The organism is Lutibacter oricola (assembly GCF_900106565.1).
Classification (GTDB): domain Bacteria; phylum Bacteroidota; class Bacteroidia; order Flavobacteriales; family Flavobacteriaceae; genus Lutibacter; species Lutibacter oricola.
Map to the genome: position 1 here is coordinate 869083 of NZ_FNNJ01000001.1, position 26509 is coordinate 895591.

At 31.3% G+C, this 26509-nt stretch carries 20 protein-coding genes and 1 riboswitch; of the genes, 12 read left to right on the forward strand and 8 right to left on the reverse strand.

The window, feature by feature from the left end:
• The first annotated feature begins 8 nt into the window (after positions 1 to 8).
• Together BLU40_RS03495 and murI are read left to right on the forward strand one after the other, a co-directional pair.
• A complete protein-coding gene (locus tag BLU40_RS03495) occupies positions 9 to 509 on the forward strand; it encodes an OmpH/Skp family outer membrane protein (RefSeq protein ID WP_090119771.1) in 501 nt (166 codons plus the stop codon).
• Positions 510 to 584: 75 nt separating this feature from the next.
• Positions 585 to 1376, forward strand: a complete 792-nt coding sequence (gene murI, locus BLU40_RS03500; protein ID WP_090119773.1) for a glutamate racemase — start codon at positions 585 to 587, stop codon at positions 1374 to 1376.
• A gap of 57 nt (positions 1377 to 1433) precedes the next feature.
• On the opposite strand, the gene metK is transcribed toward murI, so the two are convergent.
• The gene (metK, locus tag BLU40_RS03505) at positions 1434 to 2693 is read right to left on the reverse strand and encodes a methionine adenosyltransferase (RefSeq protein ID WP_090119775.1); all 1260 of its coding nucleotides are present in this window, start codon (positions 2691 to 2693) and stop codon (positions 1434 to 1436) included.
• Between the two features lie 568 nt (positions 2694 to 3261).
• Between metK and BLU40_RS03510 the strand changes: the two genes are divergently transcribed.
• From BLU40_RS03510 to BLU40_RS03555, 10 genes are all read left to right on the forward strand, one after another.
• Complete coding sequence (locus BLU40_RS03510; protein ID WP_090120353.1) at positions 3262 to 4539, forward strand: O-acetylhomoserine aminocarboxypropyltransferase/cysteine synthase family protein; 1278 nt, start codon at positions 3262 to 3264, stop codon at positions 4537 to 4539.
• A 74-nt stretch (positions 4540 to 4613) separates the two neighbouring features.
• A riboswitch (SAM riboswitch) is annotated at positions 4614 to 4714 on the forward strand.
• An 85-nt stretch (positions 4715 to 4799) separates the two neighbouring features.
• Positions 4800 to 8192: a bifunctional aspartate kinase/homoserine dehydrogenase I gene (gene thrA / locus BLU40_RS03515; RefSeq protein ID WP_090119777.1), complete on the forward strand. Its 3393-nt coding sequence runs from the start codon at positions 4800 to 4802 to the stop codon at positions 8190 to 8192.
• Positions 8193 to 8360: 168 nt separating this feature from the next.
• A complete protein-coding gene (locus tag BLU40_RS03520; protein ID WP_090119780.1) occupies positions 8361 to 9530 on the forward strand; it encodes a trans-sulfuration enzyme family protein in 1170 nt (389 codons plus the stop codon).
• 130 nt (positions 9531 to 9660) lie between these two features.
• Positions 9661 to 9927, forward strand: a complete 267-nt coding sequence (locus BLU40_RS03525; protein WP_090119782.1) for a DUF2061 domain-containing protein — start codon at positions 9661 to 9663, stop codon at positions 9925 to 9927.
• Complete coding sequence (locus tag BLU40_RS03530; protein WP_245729889.1) at positions 9927 to 10544, forward strand: phosphoadenosine phosphosulfate reductase domain-containing protein; 618 nt, start codon at positions 9927 to 9929, stop codon at positions 10542 to 10544. Before BLU40_RS03525 ends, BLU40_RS03530 begins: the two co-directional genes overlap by 1 nt.
• Before the next feature lie 10 nt (positions 10545 to 10554).
• A complete protein-coding gene (gene cysD, locus BLU40_RS03535; RefSeq protein WP_090119786.1) occupies positions 10555 to 11454 on the forward strand; it encodes a sulfate adenylyltransferase subunit CysD in 900 nt (299 codons plus the stop codon).
• Between the two features lie 128 nt (positions 11455 to 11582).
• Positions 11583 to 12830, forward strand: a complete 1248-nt coding sequence (locus BLU40_RS03540; RefSeq protein WP_090119788.1) for a sulfate adenylyltransferase subunit 1 — start codon at positions 11583 to 11585, stop codon at positions 12828 to 12830.
• Between the two features lie 97 nt (positions 12831 to 12927).
• Positions 12928 to 15018 carry a HEPN domain-containing protein gene (locus BLU40_RS03545; RefSeq protein WP_090119790.1) on the forward strand — a complete coding sequence of 697 codons (2091 nt, stop codon included), beginning with the start codon at positions 12928 to 12930 and terminating at the stop codon, positions 15016 to 15018.
• Positions 15008 to 15778 (forward strand): uroporphyrinogen-III C-methyltransferase, encoded by a 771-nt coding sequence (gene cobA / locus BLU40_RS03550; protein ID WP_090119793.1) that lies wholly within the window; start codon positions 15008 to 15010, stop codon positions 15776 to 15778. Before BLU40_RS03545 ends, cobA begins: the two co-directional genes overlap by 11 nt.
• A 50-nt stretch (positions 15779 to 15828) precedes the next feature.
• A complete protein-coding gene (locus BLU40_RS03555) occupies positions 15829 to 16407 on the forward strand; it encodes a precorrin-2 dehydrogenase/sirohydrochlorin ferrochelatase family protein (protein WP_090119796.1) in 579 nt (192 codons plus the stop codon).
• A gap of 17 nt (positions 16408 to 16424) precedes the next feature.
• Here the strand turns inward: BLU40_RS03555 and BLU40_RS03560 are convergent, their stop codons facing one another.
• The 7 genes from BLU40_RS03560 to BLU40_RS03590 form a co-directional block, all read right to left on the reverse strand.
• The gene (locus BLU40_RS03560; protein WP_090119798.1) at positions 16425 to 17846 is read right to left on the reverse strand and encodes a rubredoxin domain-containing protein; all 1422 of its coding nucleotides are present in this window, start codon (positions 17844 to 17846) and stop codon (positions 16425 to 16427) included.
• A 9-nt stretch (positions 17847 to 17855) separates the two neighbouring features.
• Positions 17856 to 21374 (reverse strand): nitrate reductase, encoded by a 3519-nt coding sequence (locus BLU40_RS03565; protein ID WP_090119800.1) that lies wholly within the window; start codon positions 21372 to 21374, stop codon positions 17856 to 17858.
• A gap of 112 nt (positions 21375 to 21486) precedes the next feature.
• Positions 21487 to 22167: a response regulator transcription factor gene (locus BLU40_RS03570; RefSeq protein ID WP_090119802.1), complete on the reverse strand. Its 681-nt coding sequence runs from the start codon at positions 22165 to 22167 to the stop codon at positions 21487 to 21489.
• Positions 22168 to 22378: 211 nt separating this feature from the next.
• Positions 22379 to 23626 carry an alginate export family protein gene (locus BLU40_RS03575; protein ID WP_090119805.1) on the reverse strand — a complete coding sequence of 416 codons (1248 nt, stop codon included), beginning with the start codon at positions 23624 to 23626 and terminating at the stop codon, positions 22379 to 22381.
• A 31-nt stretch (positions 23627 to 23657) separates the two neighbouring features.
• Complete coding sequence (locus BLU40_RS03580) at positions 23658 to 24488, reverse strand: ABC transporter ATP-binding protein (RefSeq protein WP_090119807.1); 831 nt, start codon at positions 24486 to 24488, stop codon at positions 23658 to 23660.
• A 32-nt stretch (positions 24489 to 24520) separates the two neighbouring features.
• The gene (locus tag BLU40_RS03585) at positions 24521 to 25360 is read right to left on the reverse strand and encodes an ABC transporter ATP-binding protein (RefSeq protein WP_090119809.1); all 840 of its coding nucleotides are present in this window, start codon (positions 25358 to 25360) and stop codon (positions 24521 to 24523) included.
• Between the two features lie 10 nt (positions 25361 to 25370).
• A complete protein-coding gene (locus BLU40_RS03590; protein WP_090119812.1) occupies positions 25371 to 26471 on the reverse strand; it encodes an ABC transporter permease in 1101 nt (366 codons plus the stop codon).
• Between the last annotated feature and the right edge of the window lie 38 nt (positions 26472 to 26509).

Below are 26509 nucleotides of genomic sequence, written 5' to 3' on the forward strand. Positions count from 1 at the left end.
GGAAAAAAATGAAAAAATTTAGAATTTTAGTATTAATAGCAATTGTAGCATTTGGTTTTAACACACTTCAAGCTCAAACAAAAGTAGGGCATATTAGTACTGATTTATTAATAAGTTTAATGCCTGAAACTAAAGCTTTAAACGCTGAATTAGAAAAGTTAAGTAAAACTTACGAAACAGAGTTAAAAGCTGAAAATGACAAGTTAGAAGCTAAATTAAAGAGATATGATGCAGAAGCTAAATCTCAAACTGATGAAGTAAACAAGCAAAGAAGTGTTGAAGTTCAACAAGATCAACAAAAATTATATCAATCTTCTCAAATTGCTCGTGAAGATATTGGTAAAAAGCGTGATGCTAAATTAAAGCCAATTTTAGAAAAAGCTAAAAAAGCTATTGACGAAGTTGCAACAGCAAATGGTTATACTTATGTTTTAGAAGCTTCTACATTAGTAGTAGCAAAAGGAACTGATTTATTACCTTTAGTAAAAGCAAAATTAGGTATTCAATAATACTTTAATTATATAAAATTAAAATCCCGCAATAGCGGGATTTTTTATACATTTATATTTCAAAAAAGATTAAAAGTGAATAATCAACCAATAGGCTTATTTGATTCAGGTATTGGAGGAACTTCAATTTGGAGAGAAGTTGTAAAGTTGTTACCAAACGAAAAAACAATTTATTTAGCAGATAGTAAAAATGCACCTTATGGAGCTAAATCTGAAGATGAAATTGTTGCCCTTTGTGTTAAAAATACTGAATTGCTATTAAGTAAAGGTTGTAAGCTAATAATTGTAGCCTGCAATACAGCAACTACAAATGCAATAGATTATTTACGTAAAACATATAAAGTGCCTTTTATAGGTATTGAACCAGCTATAAAACCAGCAGCATTATTTAGTAAATCAAAAGCTGTAGGAATTTTAGCAACAAAAGGAACTTTAAGTAGTAAATTATTTGAAAAAACAGCAAAAGAGTACACAAAGAATATAACAACTATTGAACAAAATGGTGAGGGTTTAGTTGCTTTAATTGAAAGCGGTAAATTGGTTTCTTTAGAAACAAAAACGCTTTTAGAAAAGTATCTAAAGCCAATGTTAAGTTTTAATATAGATCATCTGGTTTTGGGATGTACACATTATCCTTATTTAATACCTCAAATTAGAGAAATTGTAGGTGATAATGTTAGAATTATAGATTCGGGTGAAGCAGTAGCAAAACAAACAAAAGCTATTCTTAAAAAGTTTAATATTGAAGCTGTTTCTTCCGAAGAAAATAATTTACATCAGTTTTATATTAATATAAAAAAGAATGTTCTAGAAGGTATGTTAGCTGGTATTCCAAATAATTATTTGGTTGAAGAATTGAAATTTTAGCATTAAAAAAGCCCAATTGAAATTTCAATTGGGCTTTTTTATTAGTTTTAATACTATTTATAATTTAAAAGCTTCTTTTACTTTAGAAACATAATCTAATTTTTCCCAAGTAAATAATTCAACTTCAATTGTTTTATCTTCATTACCATTCATATTTTTAAATGTCTTGGTAACAATTTCATTTTTACGTCCCATATGTCCATAAGCAGCACTTTCTAAGTACATTGGTTGACGTAATTTTAAACGCTCTTCAATTGCTGAAGGTCTCATATCAAATATTGAAGAAACAATTTCTGCAATTTCTCCATCGGCTAAATCCACATTAGCAGTTCCGTAAGTGTTTACATAAATCCCCATAGGTTCTACAACTCCAATAGCGTAAGAAACCTGAATTAAAATTTCATCAGCAACACCTGCAGCAACTAAATTTTTAGCAATATGACGTGTAGCATACGCAGCACTTCTATCTACTTTACTAGGATCTTTTCCTGAAAAAGCGCCACCACCGTGAGCTCCTTTTCCTCCGTAAGTATCAACAATAATTTTTCTTCCGGTTAAACCGGTGTCACCGTGTGGTCCACCAATTACAAATTTACCAGTTGGATTTACGTGATATACTATATTATCATTAAATAAAGCTTGAATTGAAGCTGGTAATTTAGCAATTACACGTGGAATAAGAATGTTAATAATGTCGCTTTTAATTTTAGCTAACATTTCGTCATCATTTTCTAAAAACTGATCGTGTTGTGTAGAAACAACAATATCCTTAATTCTAAAAGGTACGTTGTCATCTGTATACTCAATAGTTACTTGGCTTTTAGAATCTGGGCGTAAATAAGTTATTTCATTATTTTCTCTTCTTAATAAAGCAAGTTCTTCTAAAATTTTATGACTTAAATCTAAAGCTAAAGGCATAAAGTTTTCGGTTTCGTTGGTTGCATAACCAAACATCATACCTTGGTCACCAGCACCTTGTTCTTCTTTAGTGTCTCTATCAACACCTTGATTTATATCTTGAGATTGCTCGTGAATTGCAGAAAATACTCCACAAGAATTTCCATCGAACATATATTCGCTTTTTGTGTAGCCAATTTTGTTAATTACATCTCTAGCTATTTTTTGAACATCTAAATATGTTTTAGACTTCACTTCACCTGCCAATACAACTTGTCCTGTAGTTACTAGTGTTTCACAAGCAACCTTAGAATCTTTATCAAATGCTAAAAAATTATCTACTAAAGCATCTGAAATTTGATCAGAAACTTTATCTGGGTGTCCTTCAGAAACAGATTCTGATGTAAATAAATACGACATATTTAATTTATTTTAATTATTACTGAAACGATAAGTTGACTGCATTGGTCGCTAAAAGAAGTAAAAAATTACGCTTTAGCATTTTTTAACGAGGTTGCAATCAGTTCAAATCCTTCCTCTTAGATTTTGAGCGTACAAATTTATAAATTCTATTTATATAAAAAATGTTTAATTGATTTTTTTATTGAAAATGTTTGGTTATTTAAATTTTGTCATTACATTTGTCGCAACAAAAAAAGTAAAAATGAATACAATGTTTAAAAATATGCGTACTATGATGTGTAAAAATTACACCAGGAGAGCTATTGTTTAAATATTAGTAAAATATAAAATATAAAGCCTCTGAATTATCAGAGGTTTTTTTTTAACAAAAAAATGAAGAATTCAAGATTAAATATAATGCGTAAAACTATGTTAATGCGAATGATGTGCATTGCAATGAGCAGGTATTACCTAAACTAAACGAACTAAAAAATCATTTTTATAGATTTAAGTCTCTTTGGTAATACCTAAACCAGAGAGACTTTTTTATTTAAAATTAAAATCAAAAACATTAAAATATATTATTATGAGTACTCAAAAAATTTCAACACAAGCTTTACACGCAGGACACGATACAAATTCAACTTCAGGAACAAGAGCAGTTCCAATTTATCAATCTTCATCATATGTATTTAACGATACAGAGCACGCAGCAAATTTATTTTCATTGAAAGAATTAGGGTTTATTTATACTAGATTAAATAACCCAACAAATGATATTTTACAACAACGTTTAGCTGCTATTGAAGGTGGTGTTGGAGCCGTAGTTTTTGCTTCAGGAACTTCTGCAATATCAACAGGGCTATTAACATTGTTAAAAGCTGGAGATCATATTGTGGCTTCAAGTAGTTTATATGGAGGTACATTTACGTTGTTAAGTGTTACATTGCCAAGATTAGGTATTACAACTACGTTTGTAGACGCTTCAAATCCGGATAACTTTAAGGATGCGGTACAAGACAATACAAGAGCATTTTTTGTTGAATCTTTAGGAAATCCAAAATTAGATGTATTAGATCTAGAGGCAATTGCAGAACATTCTAAAGCGGCTAAAGTTCCTTTTATTGTAGATAATACTGTGGCAAGTCCAGCATTGTTAAATCCAATTAAACATGGGGCAAATTTAGTAATACACTCATTAACAAAATATATTGGAGGACAAGGAAATTCATTAGGTGGAGCAATTATTGATGCTGGAACTTTTGATTGGGCAAATGGGAATTATCCTGAATTTACAGAGCCTTCAGCAGGTTACCACGGGTTAGTTTATAGCGAGGCTTTAGGAGCTGCAGCCTTTACTTTTAAATTAATATTAGAAGGTTTGCGTGATTTTGGTGGAGCATTAAGTCCATTCAATGCTTTTCAAATTATACAAGGTTTAGAAACATTACCAGTACGTATAAAACAACATAGTGCAAATGCGCTTGAATTAGCTGAGTGGTTAGAAAATAAAGAAGAAGTTGCTTGGGTAAATTATCCAGGATTAGAAAGTAGTAAGTACAATGCATTAGCTAAAAAATATTTACCAAAAGGTCAAAGTGGATTGGTAACTTTTGGATTAAAAGGAGGTTTTGAAGCTGCAAAATCAGTTACAGATGCAACTAAAATATTTTCATTATTAGCAAATATTGGAGATACAAAATCACTAATAATTCATCCAGCAAGTACAACACATCAACAATTAACTGATGAACAACAAGAATCGAGTGGAGTAACAAAAGATTTAATAAGGCTGTCTGTAGGGCTTGAAGATATTGAAGATTTAAAAGCTGATTTAGAGGAAGCTTTTGCTTCATTAAAATAATTTATTTTAAAAAGTGTTGGTTGAGAAAAAATTAATGCGTTAATTTGCGGTCGAGTTCATAAGCTTATTGAATATTGTTATCAAGAAAGGCAGAGGGAATAGACCCTGTGAAGCCTTAGCAACCCTTTATCTTTAAAGAAGGTGCTAAATTCTACCCAATTTGGATAGATAACTAACAAAATTACAACTGTAATTTTCTGCATTTTTTTCTTAACAATAATTAATAATCAACTAAAATATAATAGTAGATATAATTATTAATGAGTAATTTAAAACACATATCGGTAACTAATTTTAAATCAGAAAAGGGTGATATTTATCCTGAATTAAAATTATCGTATCAACAATTTGGGCGAGCGTTACATTCAGCTCCAATTGTTTTAGTAAACCACGCATTAACTGGCAATAGTAATGTTGCAGGTAAAGATGGTTGGTGGAGCGATTTAGTTGGAGAAAATAAAATTATTGACACCAATACATATACCGTTATTTCATTTAACATTCCTGGTAATGGTTTTGATGGTTTTGAAATTAAAAACTATAAAGATTTTGAAGCGCGTGACATTGCTAATATTTTTCTGTTAGGTTTAAAATTACTTAAAATTGAACAATTATTTGCTTTAGTTGGAGGTTCGTTAGGTGGTGGAATTGCTTGGGAAATGGCTGTAATTAATCCTGTAGTTACTAAACATTTAATTACTATAGCTACTGACTGGAAATCAACAGATTGGTTAATTGCTAACTGTCAAATTCAAGAGCAGTTTTTATCAAATTCTAGCAATCCAGTGCACGATGCGCGTATGCACGCAATGTTGTGCTACAGAACACCAGAATCATTTAAAGAAAGGTTTCAACGTTCAAAAAATGAGGAGCTTAAAATATTTAATGTAGAAAGTTGGTTGTTGCATCACGGAGAAAAATTACAAGAGCGTTTTCAACTATCAGCCTATAGATTAATGAATCAGTTGTTAAAAACAATTGATGTTACCAAAGGTAGAAGCGAAAATGTGTTAGATAGTATAAAAGCCAATATTCATATAATTGGGGTAGATTCAGATTTGTTTTTTACAGCTGAAGAGAATAAAGAAACGCATAAACAATTAGCATTAACCAACCCGAGTGTTACATATAACGAAATAAATTCGGTACATGGGCACGATGCATTTTTAATAGAATACAAACAATTAGGTAAAATAATAGAGCCAATTTTTAATCAAAGTTCTAAAAGTAATAAGATGAAAGTAGTAAAGTTTGGAGGAAAATCTTTAGCTAATGGCAAAGGTTTAGAAAGTACTATAAATATAGTAGCTAAAAAAGTAGAAAATGGAGAGCAAATTGCCTTAGTTGTTTCAGCTAGAGGAAAAACTACGGATCAATTAGAGTCTATTTTAGAAAAGGCAAAAAACAATTTACCTTATTTAGAAGAATTGCAAGAATTAAAAGAATATCAACTAAAAAATGATCCATCTTTTAATGTTGCTGAAGAGTTTAAGCTTTTAGATGAAATTTTTAAAGGAGTAAATTTATTAGGAGATTATAGTGCAAAAGTAAAAGATCAAATATTAGCGCAAGGTGAGATTTTATCAGCCAAAGTAATTGCGGATTTGCTTAAGAAAAAAGGATTAAAAGCAAACTTTGTTGATTCTAGGCAGCTAATTAAAACCAATGATGCATTTGGAAAAGCACAACCTTTTGAAAGTGTATCTGAAGATAATGTTGTTGCTCATTTTTCTAAACAAGACACTGATGAAATTCAAGTAATTACTGGGTTTATCGCTTCAAACTTAAAAGGAGAAACAACTACGTTGGGTAGAAATGGAAGTAATTATTCAGCAGCATTAATTGCTAATTTTTTAAATGCTTCTGAGTTTCAAAACTACACACACGTAAACGGAATTTATACTGCAAATCCAGATTTGGTCGAAAAAGCTAAAAAAATTGAACGTTTGTCGTATCAAGAAGCTAATGAAATGGCAAATTTTGGAGCTAATATTTTGCACGCCAAAACAGTTATTCCGTTAATTCAGAAGAATATTCCACTAAGAATTTTAAATACTTTTGATAATGAGAATGAAGGAACTTTAATTGGACCAGAAACTCAAGGTGGAGGAATTAAATCTTTATCGGTTCAAGAAGATGTTGCACTTGTTAATTTAGTTGGTAGAGGTTTATTAGGTAAAGTTGGTGTTGATGGTAGAATTTTTACAGCTTTAGGAAAAGAAAATATTAGCGTTAGTATTATTTCTCAAGGTTCTTCAGAAAGAGGAATCGGTTTTATTGTGGATGCTAAAAATGGTTACAAAGCTAAGCATGTGTTAGAAAATGAGTTTAAAAGCGATTTTCAAAGTAAAGATGTTAGCAAGGTTTATGTAACTGAAAATGTATCGGTTATTTCAATTATTGGACAAACATTAAATACATTCCATCAACCATATAGTGCTTTAATTAAAAATAACATTACACCTGTATTGATTAATAATACGGTTACAGGAGAAAATGTTTGTTTGGTTGTGAAACAAACAGAACTTAATAAGGCGGTAAATGTTGTTCACGGTGAAATTTTTGGAGTATCAAAAAATATAAATATTGCTGTTTTTGGAAAAGGTTTAGTTGGAGGAACGCTAATTGAGCAAATTTTAAAGAGTGAGCAGAATATTTTAAAACGTAAAAACATTCAACTAAATGTTTTTGCTGTTGGTAATTCCAAAAAAGTATTGTTGAATAAAAATGGAGTTTCTTCTAGTTGGGAGAATGATTTAAATGCTAAAGGCTTTGAAAATTATACAGTAAAAGATGTTATTGAGTATGCGGATAAAAACCATTTAGAAAATTTAATAGCAATTGATAATACTGCAAGTGCTCAATTTGTACAAAATTATATTGAGTTAGTTGAAAACGGTTTTGATTTAATTTCATCAAATAAAGTGGGTAATACCTTAAGTTATGATTTTTATAAAGAGTTGCGTGAAAAATTAGCAGCGCATAGAAAATCATACTTGTATGAAACTAACGTTGGTGCAGGCTTGCCTTTAATTGATACTATTAAAGTATTGCACGATTCAGGAGAAAATATTACAGGAATTAGAGGTGTATTCTCAGGTTCATTAAGTTACTTATTTAATAATTTTTCGGTTCAAGATAGACCATTTAGTGAAGTTTTAAGTGAAGCTATTGAAAATGGATATACAGAACCAGATCCGCGTGAAGATTTATGTGGAAATGATGTAGGAAGAAAATTATTGATTTTAGCTCGTGAGTTAGATTTACAAAATGAATTTGAAGATGTTCAAATTGAAAATTTAATTCCAGAAGATTTACGTGAAGGTTCTGCGGAAGAGTTTTTAGGTAAGTTAGAAGAAATGAATGCACACTTTAAACAAGTAAAAGACAATCAAAAAGAAGATCACGTGTTACGTTATATAGGTGATTTATCTGGTGATTTACAACAAGACAAGGGTGTTTTAGAAGTAAAATTAGTTTCAGTTCCAAAATCAAGTGCGTTAGGACAAATACAAGGTGCAGATGCAATTTTTGAAATATTTACAGAGTCTTACGGAGAAAAACCAATTGTAATTCAAGGAGCTGGAGCAGGAGCGGCAGTAACTGCACGTGGTGTGTTTGGTGATATTTTACGTTTAGCAGATAAAAATTAAATTTAGGGGCAACGAGCTGAGTCGAAGTGAAAAAGCGAAAAGCCAAAATTGCGTTAGCGATAGGAGTGACATCCTTTTTTGAAGAGTAACGTAAAAAAAGATATAACGGATAGCGCGACCTAAAAGGGAACGCCCAAATAATACAAATTAGTAATTAAGAATTGAAAAATGTGCGATTATAATTTTGAAACAGATGCAATTAGGAACCAGTTAGAGCGTTCTCAATTTCAAGAGCATTCTACACCAATGTATGTAACATCTAGTTTTGTGTTTGACGATGCTGAGGATATGAGAGCTTCATTTACGGAAGAAAAAATTAGAACCATATATTCTCGATATAGCAACCCAAATACTACAGAGTTTTTACAGAAAGTTGTAGCTATGGAAGGAGCGGAAGATGGTTTTGCTTTTGCTACTGGTATGGCGGCAATTTATTCAACTTTTGCTGCTTTGTTAGAAAGTGGGGATCATATTGTTTCGGCTCGTTCGGTTTTTGGATCAACGCATTCGTTGTTTACAAAGTATTTTCCAAAATGGAATATTACTACTTCATATTTCGATATAAATAAACCAGAAGAAATAGAGAGTTTTATTACGCCTTCAACAAAAATATTATATGCAGAAACTCCAACAAATCCAGGTGTAGATATTTTAGATTTAGAATTGTTAGGTAAGATTGCAAAAAAGCATAATTTATTATTAATTATAGATAACTGTTTTGCAACACCTTATATTCAACAACCAATAAAATATGGGGCGGATTTGGTAGTACATTCTGCAACCAAATTAATGGATGGTCAAGGTCGTGTGTTAGGCGGAGTTGTAGTTGGGAATACAGAATTGATTCGTGAAATTTATTTGTTTTCGCGTAATACTGGTCCGGCGTTGTCGCCTTTCAATGCTTGGGTGTTGAGTAAAAGTTTAGAAACTTTAGCAGTTAGAGTAGATAGGCATTGTGAAAATGCATTAAATCTAGCTGAGTTTTTAGAAGGGCACGAGCAAGTTTCAAAAGTAAAATATCCATTCTTAAAATCTCACCCTCAATATAAAATTGCTAAAAAGCAAATGAAATTGGGAGGTAATATTATTGCCATTGAAGTAAAAGGCGGTATAGAGTCGGGGAGGAAATTTTTGAATGCGATTAAAATGTGTTCGCTATCTGCAAACCTTGGTGATACGAGATCAATTGTTACGCATCCGGCATCTACAACGCATAGTAAACTAAGTGAAGAAGAGCGTTTAAATGTTGGAATTACTCCTGGTTTAGTGCGTATTTCTGTAGGTTTAGAGAATATATCAGACATTATTTCAGACATAAATCAGGCATTAAATAATTAATTTTTTATAGGTTTTTTTAAGGAAATGTTAAAAAAATGACTTTTTATAATTTTAAAGTCTACCAATTTGGTAGGGTAATAAATTAAATGTATGTTTGCAGCGTTAAAAAGTATAGTTTAAACTGTAAATAATGATATTAGATCAAATACTTATTCCGAATAAAAGTAAGGATGAAGTTAGTGCAAAGTCTGCAAAAACTTCAGAGAAACCGATTCGTAGTGCTGTAAAGGCTATTAGTTGGAGGATAATAGGGACTTTGGACACCATGATTATCTCTTATTTTATAACAGGAGAGTTAACAATGGCAATTTCAATAGGCTCTATTGAAGTAGTTACTAAGATGCTTCTTTATTATGGTCACGAACGTATTTGGAACCTTATTAAATGGAGGAAATAATGGAAAATTTAGATATAGAACAAATAAATAAAGATTTACAAGGTAAGTCGCCACAAGAAATTATTACTTGGGCTATTAGTGTAGCCAAAGCACCTTTAGTTACAACAAATTTTAGACCTTATGAAGTTGCAATTTTACATGCTTGTACACAGGTTGATGATAATTTAAAAGTAATTTGGTGCGATACAGGTTATAATACACCACAAACCTATAAGCATGCAAATGAGTTAATAAACACATTGCAATTAAATGTTCATTTGTATGTACCGCAACAAACATCTTCTCATAGAGATGCTACTATTGGTATTCCTCAAATTGAAGATCCTTTACATAAATTGTTTACAGAGCAAGTAAAGTTAGAGCCTTTTAACAGAGCAATGAGTGAGCATAAACCAGATGTTTGGTTTACAAATTTACGTAAGGGACAAACAGCTTTTAGAGATAGTATTAGTGTAGTATCATTAAGTAAAGATGGTGTTTTAAAAGTGAGTCCTTTTTATAATTGGACTGATGAGCAATTAGATGCTTATTTAGAAGAAAATAATTTACCAAACGAATTTAAATATTTCGACCCAACAAAGGTATTGTCGAATAGAGAATGTGGATTGCATTCATAAAAAAAGAAAGATGACAGAAACAGTTCAAATAAACGCACTTGAGAACGAAGCAATTTATATTTTTAGAGAGGTTGCTGCTCAATTTGAAAAGCCAGTATTATTATTTTCTGGTGGAAAAGACTCGATTACATTGGTGAGGTTAGCTCAAAAAGCATTTCACCCTGCAAAAATTCCTTTTCCATTAATGCATATTGACACAGGTCATAACTTTCCTGAAACAATTGAATTTAGAGATAGGCTAGTTGAAGAATTAGGGTTGGAATTAATTGTACGTAACGTGCAAGATTCAATAGACCAAGGTAAAGTAAAAGAAGAAACTGGTAGATATTCAAGTAGAAATATGCTGCAAACAACTACTTTGTTAGATGCTATTGAAGAGTTTAAGTTTGACGCGTGTATAGGTGGTGCAAGAAGAGATGAAGAAAAAGCAAGAGCTAAAGAACGTATTTTCTCTGTAAGAGATGATTTTGGTCAATGGGATGAAAGAAATCAGCGTCCTGAGTTATTCGATATGTTAAATGGTGAAATTGATTTTGGACAAAATGTACGTGTTTTTCCAATTTCTAACTGGACAGAATTAGATGTTTGGACTTATATAGAACGTGAAAATTTAGAAATTCCATCTATTTATTTTGCTCATAAACGTGAAGTGTTTTTAAGAGATGGACTTATTTGGTCTGCTTCGGAACATGTGTATAGAGATGATGATGAGGTTGTAGAAGAACGTATGGTTCGTTTTAGAACAGTAGGAGATATGAGTTGTACAGCAGCTGTAGATTCTTATGCAACTACAATTAGTAAAGTTGTTTCAGAAATTAGAGATTCTAGTATTTCAGAACGTGGAGCTAGAATTGATGATAAAAGATCTGAAGCAGCAATGGAAGAACGTAAACAACAAGGGTACTTTTAAGCCGGAAGTTTATAAAGTTAAAAAGTTTTAAAGTAGAAAGTTTAAAAGGAGTTGTTAATTGAAAAGGTGATTGAGCGGAGTCGAAATCAAATAACCTAACACTAGCAACTAACAACCAAAAGCAAAAAATGGAAGTTTTAAAAATAGCAACAGCAGGAAGTGTAGATGATGGAAAAAGTACTTTAATTGGAAGATTATTGTATGATACAAAATCATTAACTTCAGATAAATTAGAAGCAATAGAACGTAGCAGTAAGCAAAAAGGATACGATTATTTAGATTTTTCTTTAGCTACTGATGGTTTAGTTGCAGAAAGAGAGCAAGGTATTACAATTGATGTAGCACATATATATTTTTCAACAGCTACAAAAAGTTATATTATAGCAGATACTCCAGGTCACGTAGAATATACACGTAACATGGTTACAGGTGCTTCAACATCGCAAGTAGCAATTATTTTAATTGATGCACGTCACGGAGTAATTGAACAAACTTACCGTCACTTTTTTATCAATAATTTATTGCGTGTAAAAGATGTAATAGTTGCAGTAAATAAAATGGATTTAGTTGATTTTTCTGAAGAAAGATACAATGAAATTAAAGCTGAGTTTCAACAATTAGTTGAAAAAAGTGATTATGAAGATCAAAGTATTACGTTTATTCCTGTAAGTGCTTTAAAAGGAGATAATGTAGTTGAAAAATCAGATGTAATGTCTTGGTATAGTGGAGATACATTATTAGAGCATTTAGAAAAAATTGATACAGCAGATGTTTATAATAGAGGTAAAGCTCGTTTTCCTGTTCAATATGTAATTAGACCAAAAACTGAAGAATATCACGATTACAGAGGGTATGCTGGTAAAGTTTATGGAGGTTCTATTAGTGTTGGCGATGAGGTTGTTGTATTACCTTCAGAAACAAAAACAAAAGTAAAAGAAATTTATTTTTACGATAAACAATATGAAACTGCAGCACGTAGATCTTCAGTTACATTAACATTAGAGAATGATGTAAATGTAAGTAGAGGAGATATGATTGTGAAAGCTGATGAATTGCCAAAAGTTGAAAAAAGGCTAACAGCTACAATTTCTTGGATGGATGCTAAACAATTAGTACCAGGATCTAAATACGTTTTACAACACGGTGTAAATAAAGTGTTGGCAAAAGTAAGTGCAATAAATAATAAAATTAATCCAGATTATTCAGGAATTGAAACTGATGTAGAAGGATTAAAAATGAATGATATTGCATCAGTTTCATTTCAATTAAATAAACCAATATTTTTTGATGCTTTTAAAGAGCACAGAACAAATGGAGCATTTATTTTAATAGATCCACAAAGTAACAGCACCTCGGGTGTAGGGTTTATTGAATAGATAAAGAGAAGAAAATCAATTACATATAAATTAAGTAAAGCTCATAATTCCTTATAAACTAGGGAATCTATTACTACTAACTAAAAAATCAAATAGAATGCAAAGCTTTAGAAGCGAGATCGAAAATCCGATCGTCGAGAAGGATATTATTGACTTAGAAAGAAAGATTCAACAGTTTTATAAAGGTGAAATTGACGAAGAACGTTTTAGAAGTTTACGTCTTGCAAGAGGTGTTTACGGACAACGTCAGTTTGGTGTACAAATGATTCGTATTAAATTGCCTTATGGTAAATTAACTAGCGAACAATTGCATAGAATTGCCAATGTTTCTGATGAATATTCTAGAGGAAGATTACACATTACTACACGACAAGATATTCAAATTCACCATGTAAGTTTAGATAGAACACCTGAACTTTGGGCTGAATTAGAAAAAGATGATATTACCTTGCGTGAAGCTTGTGGTAATGCTGTTAGAAATGTAACGGCAAGTGAAACTGCAGGTATCGATAAAGATGAACCTTTTGATGTTTCGCCTTATGCACACGCTACATTCGAATTCTTTTTGCGTAACCCAATTTGTCAGGAATTAGGACGAAAGTTTAAAATTTCATTCTCTGGAACAGATAAAGATACTGCATTAAGCTTTATGCACGATTTAGGTTTTATTGCTAAAACTAAAAATGGAGTTAGAGGTTTTAAAATAATGGTTGCAGGTGGATTAGGTTCTCAAGCTAGATTAGCCGATACATTATTTGAATTTATTGAAACTGATAAAATTATACCAGTTACTGAGGCTGTTTTACGAGTGTTTGACAGGTTTGGTGAGCGTTCTAAAAGAGCAAAAGCAAGGTTAAAATTTTTAATTAAAGATATTGGTTTTGAAGCTTTTGTAAAGTTGGTTGAAGATGAGCAAAAAGCATTATCTGTTAAAACATTCCCAATCGATACGGCAGGTTTTGATAAAGATGTAGATGTTTCTCATGTAGAAATTCCTTCTGTAGAAATTAAAGATCAGCAAGCTTTTGAAACTTGGAAAGCAATTAATGTAATTGAACAAAAGCAAGAAGGTTTAAGTGCTATTGGTGTGAAAGTTCATTTAGGTGATTTTTATACTAAAGAGGCTAGAATTTTAGCAGATTTAATTAAAAAATATGCAGGTAATGAAATTCGTTTATCGTTACGTCAAAATATTTTAATTCGTCATGTAAAAAATGAATTATTGCCATTTTTCTATGTTGAATTGCAAAAACTTGGTTTTGTTGATGTAGGTTACGAAAGTACGTTAGATATTACATCTTGTCCAGGAACAGATACTTGTAATTTAGGTATTGCAAGTAGTACTGGGGTTTCTGCAGAGTTAGAGAGAGTATTAAAAACGGAATATCCTCAGTACGCAAACAATAAAGAAATTACTATAAAAATTAGTGGTTGTATGAACTCTTGTGGGCAACATACAATGGCTCATATTGGGTTTCAAGGTATGTCAATTAAATCTGGAAACTTAGTGGCACCTGCATTGCAAGTGTTGTTAGGTGGAAGTGTTTTAGGTGATGGAGCAGGAAGAATTGCAGATAAGGTGTTAAAAATACCTAGTAAAAGAGGACCGCAAGCATTGCGTGAAATTTTAAATGATTACCAATCTAATGTAAAAGTTGGAGAGTCATTCTTAAATTATTACGATCGTCAAGGTGAGCGTTATTTTTATACATTATTAAAACCATTAGCAGATACAACCAATTTAGAGCAAAGTGATTTTGTTGATTGGGGAGCTGATGAAGCGTATGTAAAAGCTGTTGGAGTAGGAGAATGTGCTGGTGTAGTTATCGATTTAATTGCAACATTGTTATTTGAAAGTGAAGAGAAATTAGAAAATGCTTCGGAATCATTAAAAAAAGAGCAATATGCAGATAGTATTTATTATGCTTATTTAAGTATTGTAAATACGGCAAAGGCATTGTTAATTTCAGAAGGAAAAAAGACGAATACACACGCCGGAATAATTTCTCAATTTGAAGAAGAATTTGCTTCAAAAATAGAATTGGATGTTCCTTTTTCAGAATTTATTTTCCAAATACAAAAGAATGAGCCAACTAAAGAGTTTGCAGAAAGCTATTTAATTGATGCACAATCTTTTTATAAAAAAGTAGATGCTTATAGAGCAAATATTGTATCAGATGAAGCTTAAAAAAAAATCTAAAGTAACGTTAATCGGTGCGGGTCCTGGTGACCCGGATTTGATTACGGTTAAAGGTGTTAAGGCACTTCAAAAGGCAAAAGTTATTTTGTATGACGCGTTAATAAATAGAGAATTGTTGGAGTACGCTCCAGATGCAAAAAAAATATTTGTTGGCAAACGTAAAGGTTATCATAGGTATTCTCAAGATGAGATTAATGAACTTATTGTAAAAAATGCTTTTGAATTTGGAGATGCTGTTCGTTTAAAAGGAGGTGATCCTTTTGTGTTTGGACGAGGATCTGAAGAGGTTGATTATATAGAATCTTTTGGTATTGAAACTGAAGTTATTTCAGGTATATCATCATCTATGGCAGTTCCTGCAAGTCAAGGAATTTCGTTAACAAAACGTGGTGTTTCAGAAAGTTTTTGGGTAATTACTGGAACAACTTCAGAAAGAAAATTATCTAACGATGTTTATTTAGCAGCTCAATCTACGGCAACTATTGTTATTTTAATGGGAATGAGTAAGCTTAGTGAAATAGTTGAAATATTTAAAAAATACAATAAAGCTGAAGTTCCTACTGCAATTATTCAGAATGGAACTACGGTAAACGAAAAGCTAGGGTTAGGAACTATAAATACAATTGAAGAAGTAGTTGAGCAAAAGCAATTATCTTCTCCTGCAATTATAGTTATTGGTGAAGTTGTTAAAGAAAGTTCGAAATTTCACTCTTTTTATCAAAATGTTCATTCTGAACTAACAAAGTAGGTAAAGTATATTTTATTACTAATTTTACAGCCTAAAATAAAATGAGTGTCATGAGTCAAAATGAGTTGTACCCAATATTTTTAAAAGTATCTCAACTAAACGTATTAATTATTGGTGGAGGAAATGTAGCATTAGAAAAATTAACTTTTTTGTTAAAATCTAGTCCTAATGCTCAGGTTTTAGTGGTTTCAAAAGATTTTGATGAAAAATTAATTGAATTAACTGAAGAGTTTAATGTTTCAACAGTAACTGCAGCATATAGTAAATCTGCACTAAAGAATAAGCAAATTGTTATTGCAGCAACTAATAATGAGCAAGTAAATAAGCAAATTTATTTGGATGCTAAATCTGAAAATATTTTAATTAATGTTGCCGATACACCAAAGTTGTGCGATTTTTATTTAGGTGGAATTGTTACTAAAGGAAACATTAAAATAGCTATTTCAACAAACGGAAAATCGCCAACGTTAGCAAAACGTTTACGTCAATTTTTTGAAGAAGTTATTCCAGATAATATTGATGATTTGGCAAATAATTTAAACGCTTTTAGAAAAACAATTAAAGGTAATTTTCAAGAAAAAGTTGATACTTTAAATGATTTAACTAAAGGAATTATTGAGAAAAAGTAATTTTTAATATAAAGTTTCTAAATTTTCACAAGCTTATAAGTTTCTTTACTTGCTTCGCAAACAGAGCAGCAATAATTATCTGGTAAATCACTAAACAAGGTTCCTGGTTCTATATTGGAAGCTTTATCTCCATAATCTTCATCATAAACAGTTAAGCATTCCGAACATTGATAGACTTCTTTTTCTAGCTTTTCATCAATGTCCATATTTTCATCTGAATTGTCATTTTCTCCAAGTTTTTCAAAATACAATTTACTTAATTCCATAAGTAAACCAGGTAATTCCATTTTATCTACATCTTGAGCGTAGGTAATATATTCCTTTGTATTTGGATTGAAGTTTTTACAATACAACACATTAAAAGTGGGGCGAACTTTGTATTGCTTAATAATAGTTGGAACTTGGTTTTTTTCAATTACTGCTGAAGTGAAATAAGTTTCGTTTTTTGAAATGTTTGAAACACTAAAATTTAAACCGTAGGTGCTAATATCATTTTGATCAAAATTTCGAACAATAAATTTTTTTAGTTCTAAAGCCTCTTTGTTTTCAACAGGTAAATGCCAATTTAACTCTAAAGAAGAATGTCTAACATTAATACCATTTTTACCTAAAAGTTTTTCCAAGTTAAGTTTATATTTTCTGTTAATTCCTTTAATAATAAAAGACTTCCAAGGAGTAATACAAATTTTACCTACTCTACTTTCTAAGCAAAAATCGCATAGAACTTTTAAAAAGTTAATATTGTATTCGTTGTTACGCCAATATAAACCTAACCAATATTCGTTGTCTCCCATTTTGTTCATTCCTTCGTAATACGGAAACGGATGAAATGGAATTTCTAATTTTTTCTCAATAGTTCGGTTATTGGTTTCAATTTTTTCATTTATTAAATCGAATAGTAGCGAAATATCAGTAGTTTCTTCATAAAACTCTTCAATAGCTTCAGCAATTTTTGGAATGTCCCAGCTATAAACAAGAACTGGAAAATCAACTTCTTCCCAGTTAGGTAGTTTTAAGTTTAAATACCAATAATCTTCATTTTCTGAAGCAATAAAATTTACTTGTCCATTAAAAATTGGAACTAGTTGTTGTTTAGGGTCAACAATATTAATTTTTAGGGTAGGATTAAATCTAAATTGTTCTAAAATATATAAATAAGTAGAACCTTTTAGCCAAGAAGTTGCAGGAAAAATATCTGCTGAAACATATGACGAAGCAATGTTTTGACGATCCTGATCTAAGTTTTTTTCAATATTAATTGTTGGATATACATCTGTAATTTCTTTGTTAGTGTCTTTATAAGGGATTAAAATATCTTGTCTAGATCCAAATTTAATGGTTGAATATCCAAGATCTTCGGCCATTTTAATAATTTGTTTTAACTCTCCAGGAGATAAAACACCACCTTTAATAAATATTCGTTGTAGTTTACGTTCCATAGTTTTGAGTTATTTTGTTTTTTGTAATAGTTCGCTAATTTCTGGTTTACAACTTCCACAGCCTAAACCAGCTCCAGATTTTGAGCATAATTCATTAAAATCTTTACAGCCATTATTAATTTCTTCAATTAAATTACCTTCACCAACCTGACTGCACGAGCAAATTAATTTTCCAATAACAGGTTTAGAATCATTTTTACCTCGAAGTAGTTCTGTTCTTTTTTCTGAAAGCTCTATTTTTTCTTCTATAAAACGTTTAAATTCTGCAAACTCATTTTTATCTCCCATTAAAATGGCACCGACTAACAAATCATTTTTAATAATGCATTTTTTATAAAAATGTTGATTTACATCTTTCAAAATTACTTCTTCATAGCTAGGGTTGTTTTTGGGTGTATTTACCATTCCAATACTGCATAAATCTAAATCTTCAAATTTTAAAATATTCATTAAAACTGAGCCTTTGTATATGCTGTTTAAATCTCCTAAAATAAATTTTGCGGCTATATCTGCTTGTTGTTCTGCTGCTGAGGTTATGCCAAATAGTGAGTTTTCAAATTCAGCAATTTCTCCTAATGCAAATATTTTTGGGTCGCTTGTTTGTAAATATTGATTTACAATAACACCTCTTCGGTAATTAATATTGCAACCTTTGGCAAGTTCAATATTTGGGCGAGTTCCTATAGCATAAACGATAGCATTTGCTTGGATAATTTTACCTGTTTTTAATGAAATCGAAAGCTTGTTAGGAATTTCTTCATCTTCAAAAACCGTACTTACTTCATTATCAAAATATATTTGAATGCCTCTTTCTTGAACATTTTCAGCTAATAATGTACTTGCAATTCTATCCAATTGGCGTTCCATTAACCTTGGCGCACGTTGTATAATGGTAATGTTTATATTTTTCTTTTTTAATGAAGCTGCTAATTCTAAACCTAGCAGTCCACCACCAACTATGGCAACGTGTTGCTCGTTTTCTGGTAAACCTGTTTTTTCTAAATAGGTTTTTAAACTATCTGCGTCTTGTTTTGTTCGCATTGTAAATCTACCAGGTAAGTGCAAGTGTCCATCTTTTGGTACAAAAGCTCTACTTCCTGTAGCCATAATAAGCGTATCGTAATTGTGTTTAATATTATTACTGTCTATTATGTATTTTTCTTTAGAATTTACTTGCGTAATGGAAACGTTTGTATGAAGACTTAATTTAAGTTTTTCAACCTCTCCTTTTTTTAATTTTTGAAGTTGTTCCCAGCTTAAATCCTCATTAATATATTCAGGTAGTAAAACTCTGTTGTAAAACGGATCTTCCTCTTTAGAGAAAATTGAAATTTCATCTTCAGCATTTAATGTTCTATAAGTTTGAACAAATCTATAAGCGGCTGCACCTGCACCAATTACACAAATTTTCTCTTTTTCTTTTTTGTGCTTGCTAACTTGCACAGCAGAGTATTTATAATCTGGCTCTTTAGAAACAGGGTCAATTAAATTATTGGTTAAGTTATTGGCTCTTCCAAAGTCATTTCCTCTAATTTTTCCCCAATGCATTGGTAAAAACACAACACCTTCTTTAATATCAAAGTTTAATTTAACCTTCACTTTTACAGTGCCTCTTTTGTTTTTAATTTCAACAATGTCACCTTCTTTAATGTTTCTTTCCATTGCGTCAATAACATTCATTTCTAATAGAGGAGAAGGAATGTGTGTAGTTAATCTATTTACTTTACCAGTTTTGGTTCTGGTATGCCATTGATCTCTTATTCTACCAGTTGTAAGAATTAGAGGTAGCTCTTTTGAAGTTTTTTCAGATTTATTTAGAATATTAACAGGTGTGTTTATATGTGCTTTTTGGTCTGAAGTTTGAAATATTTTGTCTTCAAAGAGACGAGGTGTTCCAGGATGAGTTTCGTGAGGAACTGGCCATTGAAAACTACCTTCTTCAATTAACCTTTTGTGAGATAGCCCTGAGATATCCATATTTGTGCCTTTGGTTAAGGCACAATGTTCATCGTAAACTTCGCTAGTATTTTCGTATTCAAATCCTTGAAAATTCATTTTTTGAGCGAATTTCCATAAAATTTCTGCGTCAGGTAAAGCCTCTCCAGGAGCATCAATTACCTTTGGTAAATAACTAATTCTTCTTTCAGAGTTTGTCATTGTACCTTCTTTTTCTATCCAGCCAGCAGCAGGTAACAATAAATCAGCATATTTTGTGGTTTCAGAATTGTGAGAAATATCTTGAACTACCACAAAGTTCGCTTTCTCTAAAGCTCGTTCAACTTTTTTGGCATCAGGTAAGCTTACTACTGGGTTGGTACAAATAATCCAAATTGCTTTTAGTTTTCCGTTATCTAATGCATCAAACATTTCGGTGGCAGTTAAACCAGGTTTTGGAGAAATTGGTTTACTTCCCCAAAAGTTAGCGACTTCATTTCTGTCTTGTTCGTTTAATAAGTTTTTATGTGCGGCTAATAAGTTTGCCATTCCACCAACTTCTCGACCTCCCATAGCATTTGGTTGTCCAGTTAATGAGAACGGACCTGAACCTGGTTTTCCAATATGACCGGTAATTAACGATAAGTTTATAAGCGAAACATTTTTATCAACACCAATAACGCTTTGGTTTAAGCCCATTGTCCACATATTAATAAATGCATTTGCTCTACCAATATAATTGGCAGCTTTTTTAATGTCGCTAGCATCAACACCGCAAATTTTTGCTGCATCTCTGTATGAAGTTTTATAAACTAACTCTTTTAATTCTTCAATACCAATTGTGTTTTTTTGAACAAACTGTTTGTCAATTCTATTTTTTTCAAATAAACGTCTAGCTATGGCATTGTATAAAACAACATCTGTACCAGGATTTATTTGTAAATGTAAATCTGCAATTGAACTTGTTTGAGTTTTTCTAGGGTCAACAACAACTATTTTAACATTTGGATTTTCTTGCTTGTGCTTTTCTAATCTTCTAAAAAGAATAGGGTGACACCAAGCAGGGTTAGCACCTGCAATAAAAAAAGTATCAGCAAGTTCAATGTCTTCATAAGATATAGGAACCATATCATCACCTAATGATTTTTTGTAGCCAACCACGGCAGAACTCATACAAAGTCTTGAATTGGTGTCTATATTATTGGTGCCTAAAAAACCTTTAGTTAATTTGTTTACTAAGTAATACTCTTCGGTTAAGCATTGGCCAGATACGTAAAAACCTACACTGTCCGAACCGTGTTTGTCAATAATGCTTTTAAAAACTGAAGCGGCTCTTGTAAAAGCATCGTCCCAAGAAACTCTTTGCATTGGGTGGTTTTTGCTCCACCTCATTTCAGGGTATAAAATTCTGTCTGAGGTTTCTTGTGCAACATAATTAAGGTTCATTCCTTTAGAGCAAAGCATTCCTTTATTTACGGGGTAATCCGGATCTCCTTCTACGCTTATTTTTTTGTTTGAATCCTGATTAACTAGAATTCCACATCCAACTCCGCAATATGAACAAATGGTTTTATGTGCTTTTAATTTCGACATACAATTAAATTTCTAAGCGTTATTATAACACAAAGATATTAAAAAATACGTATATATACGTAATATAATACGTATTTATTTAATTGCTGAAGGAATTTTGAAGTGTTTTTAATTAAACAAGGTTGTTTTTTTTGGCTTTGGTTGAAAGTTCAATTAGGTTTTTAACATTCATTTTTTTCATTAAGTTAAACCTATGCGTTTCAATAGTACGTTTGCTTTTGTTCAATTCTTCAGAAATTTCTTTATTTGTTTTACCAGCCAGAACTAAATGAAGAATTTCAATTTCTTTTTTTGTTAAATTAAAATTGTTTTGTACAGGTGTAATTTTCTTTTCTGAAGAAGTGCTATTTTTGTTAGCGGTAGATTTTTTAAGTAAGTTGTTTACAATAATATTGCTTATATCTCCACTAAAATATTTTTCGCCATTGTAAACAGTATGAATTGCTTTTAAAACTTCTGCTTTACTAGCGTCTTTTAATAAATAACCCATTGCATTTGCTTCAATAGATTCTAAAATGTATTCTTCAGAATCATGCATAGATAAAACAATGGACTTTGTTTTAACAGTTGTTGAGTTGATTAATTTAACGGCTTCAATTCCGTTCATTTCAGGCATTCTAACATCAATTATTAAAATATCTGGTTGTAAGTTTTTAACTAGTTCTATGGCTTCTAAACCATTTGAGCCTTCACCAATAATGGTTAAATTTTCATCTTCTTCTAATAAATACTTAATACCGTCTCTTACTATTGTGTGGTCGTCAACTAAAACAATGTTTATATTTTCTTTCAAAGTGTCATTTTTAGGTTTAACAAATGTACAGTTTAAATACGTAATTTTAAAATATACGTAGAAATAAGAAAAGGGGGAGTAAGAGGTTGGTTGAAAAGTGGTGAAATTTAAGTTGACTGTGATTTTTATTTCAAAACATACGTAGAAAATGAAAAGGCACTATACCGAAATTAAATAATTTCAGTATAGTGCTTTTAAAATTAAGAATTTTTTATAAAAACTTAGGTTTGATTACTAGCATTGCCCAAGCCCAATTTTGACTTCCAGCAGCTAAAGATTCATCTAAGCCTTTTAGTTCATACATTCCGTCTGAAGCAAACATTTGTGAGTAGCCTAGTTTTAATGCGTATCCTTTAAAGGCTTTAGAGAATACCAAATCTATTTCAGTTCCTAAAGCTTTATCTCCACTTGGTAATTCTTGTTCACCAGAGAAATTTAATACTTTTACTAATAAGCTAGACTTTTTTCCTAAGTTAAAATTTGCACTTGCATGGATATCAAATAATCCAATTGAGTTTGCGTGATTTCCTACATAAAAATAATCCATAAATCCGTTGAATTTATGGTTGGTTCCATATAGTGGGAAGAATGCTCCAGTTTCACCAGCGTCTGCATCGTTTCCACTTATTATTTCAGATCCAACACCTAAAGTTATTTTGTCAGATGCTTTTAAAGTAAAATCTAAACTAGCTAAATAAGCTCCTTTTACATCTACTTCACCTTGTCTTTTACCTGTTTGTAAAAATAAGTTAGCAGCTGCTCCAAATTTTCCTTTTTTATAATTTAAATGAGTTCCAATTGTTTGTAAATAACTAACATCATCAGTTTCTTGAAAACCATTGTTTAAAACTAATAAGCTTCCAGAAAACGCTTCCCAATTGTTTTTTAAGTACGCATATTGCATTGTTTTATAAGAGAAAAACCCTGTTGTGTTGTAGGTGTTTCCTGAAGAAATAAAACCAGTTGGGTTGTCATAATCTTGATTGAAAGCTAAACCTAGGTCAAACATAAATTTGTCTTTTTTGTACTTTAATAAAAGAGCATCGTGGTTTCTACCTTGTTGTGCCCAGTCTAATCCTCCAAATATTCTTTGATCGTCATAAGATATTGCTTGACGTCCTAATTTAGTTGAAAAACCTTCTCCTAACTTAATGTTTGCCCAAGCTTGAAATACAGCAAATGAATTATTTTCATCATCTGGTAAAATTTGCCTGTTTTCTCCCCAAACCATCACATCCTGTAAGCTTACAAAAAGATCGTAACCTTCGGCTTTGTATCCAAAATTTAAACGTGCTCTTGTGGATATTCCAAAACCTGGTTCTGCATCATCGGCAATTAAATTTCCAAAACCGCTTCTATATTCGGTTCTTGGTCTTAATTCTCCACTTAGAGAGAATTGAGCAGTGGCGGTTATTGTAATTAATAACAGCGCAGTTAAAAGTGTAAATTTGATTTTCATTTTATTCAATTTAAATAGTTAATAGTTGTGTTTAATGTTCTAAAAAGTCTATCAAGTGTTTTCTGTATTTGTAGTAATCATTATGTTCTATAATGGCTTTTCTAGACCTTGGTCTTTTAAATTCAATGTCTAGAATGTCTCCAATTTTGGCTCTAGGACCGCTAGTCATCATTACCACTCTGTCTGCTAAAAATATTGCTTCATCAACGTCATGTGTAATCATTACGGCTGTAATTTTTTCCTTATTCCAAATTTCAATTAATACATCTTGTAGTTCGCCTCTTGTAAGCGAATCTAACATTCCAAAAGGTTCGTCTAGTAGCAGTACTTTTGGTTTTATAGCGAAAGCTCTTGCAATTCCAACACGCTGTTGCATTCCTTGAGAAAGTTCACTTGCTTTTTTGTAAAATGAACCTTCAAGTCCAACTTTGCTTAAATAATATTTGCAAATATCCTCTCGCTGTTTCTTTTTTGCTTGTGGGAAAACTTGTCTTACGCCAAGCATTACATTTTCTAAAGTTGTTAACCAAGGCATTAAACTAGGAGATTGAAATATTACCCCTCTGTCTGGACCTGGTCCTTTTATTGGATTACTCAATACTGAAATTCTTCCATCGGAAATTGGGTTTAAACCCGCAATCATTGAAAGCATGGTGGTTTTTCCACAGCCAGAATGACCAATTATGGTAACAAATTCTTCCTTCATTATTTGAAGATTTAAATGTTCAAGTACTACATAATCACCTTTTGGTGTTGGGTACACTTTTTTTAAATCTTGTAAATCGAGCATTACTTTTGAAGTATATTCAATACCGTTTTCTGTAATGATATCAGGTCTTTTATTTTTTGATAGTAAGGCCATAGTTTTTTGTTTTTACGGGTGAATTTCTTCTGTTAGTCAAAGTATTTAGGTTCAAGATCTGGTAATACATATTCGGTTTCGTCTGTTGAAGTTGATCTTTCTTCTCCAATTTCCATTAAATACTCAATTATTCCATTTCTTGTTTTTTTAAATTCAGGATCATCATTTAAAGATGTCTTATCTCTTGGTCTTTCTATGTTTATTTTAAATTCAGGACCTAATGTTGCGTTTGGACCTGGGCGTAAAGGAATAATTCTATCTGCCATATAGATTCCTTCATCAACATCATTGGTAATTAGCAATGCAGTGCGTTTATCTTTATTCCAAATGTTTAAAATTTCATCCTGTAAATTTCCTCTTGTTAGCGCATCAAGTGCTCCTAAAGGTTCATCCATAATAATCATTTCTGGATCCATTGCTAAAGCTCTTGCAATAGAAACTCTTTGACGCATTCCTCCTGATAATTCTTTTGGTCTTTTGTTAATTGCAGGAGTTAAACTCACCATTTCTATATATTCTTTTACGCGTTCATCTCTAAATTGTTTGCTTTCTTTTGGAAAGGTTTCTTTAACTGCAACACTTATATTTTGATAAACTGTAAGCCAAGGAAGTAAAGAGTAATTTTGAAAAATAACACCTCTTTCGTGGCTAGTGTCAACAATTGGATTCCCTTTGAATAAAACTTCACCGCTGGTTGGTTGTAATAATCCATTTATTAGGTTTACTAGAGTTGTTTTTCCACTTCCAGAAAACCCTACAATTGCTACAAACTCACCTTCTTCAATGTGAAGATTTATATTCGATAATACTTCGGTAGCGTTGGCTCCTTTTCCATATGTTTTATTTACGTTGTTTAATTCTAAATATGCCATAGTTTTCTTTTTACGCTCCTTCGTTTTTGTTGAAAGACACAAATTTTTGAATAGTTAACATAATTCTATCAAGTAAGAAACCGATGATTCCAATTACAAACATTGCTACAATAATTTTTGAATTCGAATCGTTTGCTCCATTTTGAAATTCTTCCCAAACAAATGATCCTAATCCTGGACTTTGTGCCAGTAATTCAATAGCAATTAAAACCATCCAAGCAACTGATAATGTAATTCTTAAACCAGTGAATATTAATGGTAATGATGATGGTAAAATAACTTTAAATACTTTTTGAAAAGGTCCAAGTTTTAAAACCTTGGCTACGTTTAGAATGTCTTTATCTACTGTTGAAACTCCCATTACGGTGTTTACTAATGTAGCCCACATAGAACATAAACCAACACTAATAAATGAGATTATAAATGAACTGTCGGCATCTGAATCTTTAGTTAAAGTCTTAACAATCATAAAAACTAATAATAACCAAACTACAGGTGAAACAGGCTTGAAAATTTGGATTAACCAGTTAATAGAACTTCGTAAAGTTTCGCTTAAACCAATTACAACTCCAATAGGTACTGCAATAAAAATAGCCAATAAAAACCCAGCAAATACCGTTTTTATACTTGTAATAATTTGATCAACAAATGAAGGTCTACCGGTGTAAACAATAGGGTCTTTTCCTTCAGCAATTCGTTTTTTATTTAAGTCTGCCGTTTTTTCTTTAAAAGCTTTTTTATCAGCACTTATAGTTTTATGATCTTTTAATAAAGAATTAAATGATGCTTTAACTTGTGATGGTGATGGTAATGTGTTCGGCTGACAGTTAACTTCTCCAGACTCAATACATGCCGTCATTTCATCAGCTGCTTTTTGTCCTTGATCTTTAAAAGCTTTTTCAATTCGGTATTCTGCTTCTGTGTTGTATAATGCTGTAGCTCCGCTTTGCCATAATAGAATGAAAAGCAGTGTTGAAGCTAACGGAGCCACTATTTTTTTTAGAATCTCCGTTAGGTTCTTTTTAGTTTCTTCTCCTCTTGATAAACGGATAATTGGTTCTAAAAAACCTAATCCAATAAACCGTACGATTTTTATTAATTTATCACTCATTGTAATTTGTTTCTTGATTAATTATTTGGGTTTTAGTT

What these genes read in the sequence shown, in the direction of transcription:
- BLU40_RS03590 (WP_090119812.1), bottom strand. Translation starts at nt 26,471, where the DNA reads ATGAGTGATAAATTAATAAAAATCGTACGGTTTATTGGATTAGGTTTT.
- BLU40_RS03545 (WP_090119790.1), top strand. Translation starts at nt 12,928, where the DNA reads ATGCAAAGCTTTAGAAGCGAGATCGAAAATCCGATCGTCGAGAAGGAT.
- BLU40_RS03575 (WP_090119805.1), bottom strand. Translation starts at nt 23,626, where the DNA reads ATGAAAATCAAATTTACACTTTTAACTGCGCTGTTATTAATTACAATA.
- cobA (WP_090119793.1), top strand. Translation starts at nt 15,008, where the DNA reads ATGAAGCTTAAAAAAAAATCTAAAGTAACGTTAATCGGTGCGGGTCCT.
- BLU40_RS03510 (WP_090120353.1), top strand. Translation starts at nt 3,262, where the DNA reads ATGAGTACTCAAAAAATTTCAACACAAGCTTTACACGCAGGACACGAT.
- BLU40_RS03555 (WP_090119796.1), top strand. Translation starts at nt 15,829, where the DNA reads ATGAGTCAAAATGAGTTGTACCCAATATTTTTAAAAGTATCTCAACTA.
- BLU40_RS03585 (WP_090119809.1), bottom strand. Translation starts at nt 25,360, where the DNA reads ATGGCATATTTAGAATTAAACAACGTAAATAAAACATATGGAAAAGGA.
- BLU40_RS03525 (WP_090119782.1), top strand. Translation starts at nt 9,661, where the DNA reads ATGATATTAGATCAAATACTTATTCCGAATAAAAGTAAGGATGAAGTT.
- BLU40_RS03560 (WP_090119798.1), bottom strand. Translation starts at nt 17,846, where the DNA reads ATGGAACGTAAACTACAACGAATATTTATTAAAGGTGGTGTTTTATCT.
- BLU40_RS03520 (WP_090119780.1), top strand. Translation starts at nt 8,361, where the DNA reads ATGTGCGATTATAATTTTGAAACAGATGCAATTAGGAACCAGTTAGAG.
- BLU40_RS03530 (WP_245729889.1), top strand. Translation starts at nt 9,927, where the DNA reads ATGGAAAATTTAGATATAGAACAAATAAATAAAGATTTACAAGGTAAG.
- thrA (WP_090119777.1), top strand. Translation starts at nt 4,800, where the DNA reads ATGAGTAATTTAAAACACATATCGGTAACTAATTTTAAATCAGAAAAG.
- metK (WP_090119775.1), bottom strand. Translation starts at nt 2,693, where the DNA reads ATGTCGTATTTATTTACATCAGAATCTGTTTCTGAAGGACACCCAGAT.
- BLU40_RS03540 (WP_090119788.1), top strand. Translation starts at nt 11,583, where the DNA reads ATGGAAGTTTTAAAAATAGCAACAGCAGGAAGTGTAGATGATGGAAAA.
- BLU40_RS03565 (WP_090119800.1), bottom strand. Translation starts at nt 21,374, where the DNA reads ATGTCGAAATTAAAAGCACATAAAACCATTTGTTCATATTGCGGAGTT.
- BLU40_RS03495 (WP_090119771.1), top strand. Translation starts at nt 9, where the DNA reads ATGAAAAAATTTAGAATTTTAGTATTAATAGCAATTGTAGCATTTGGT.
- BLU40_RS03580 (WP_090119807.1), bottom strand. Translation starts at nt 24,488, where the DNA reads ATGGCCTTACTATCAAAAAATAAAAGACCTGATATCATTACAGAAAAC.
- cysD (WP_090119786.1), top strand. Translation starts at nt 10,555, where the DNA reads ATGACAGAAACAGTTCAAATAAACGCACTTGAGAACGAAGCAATTTAT.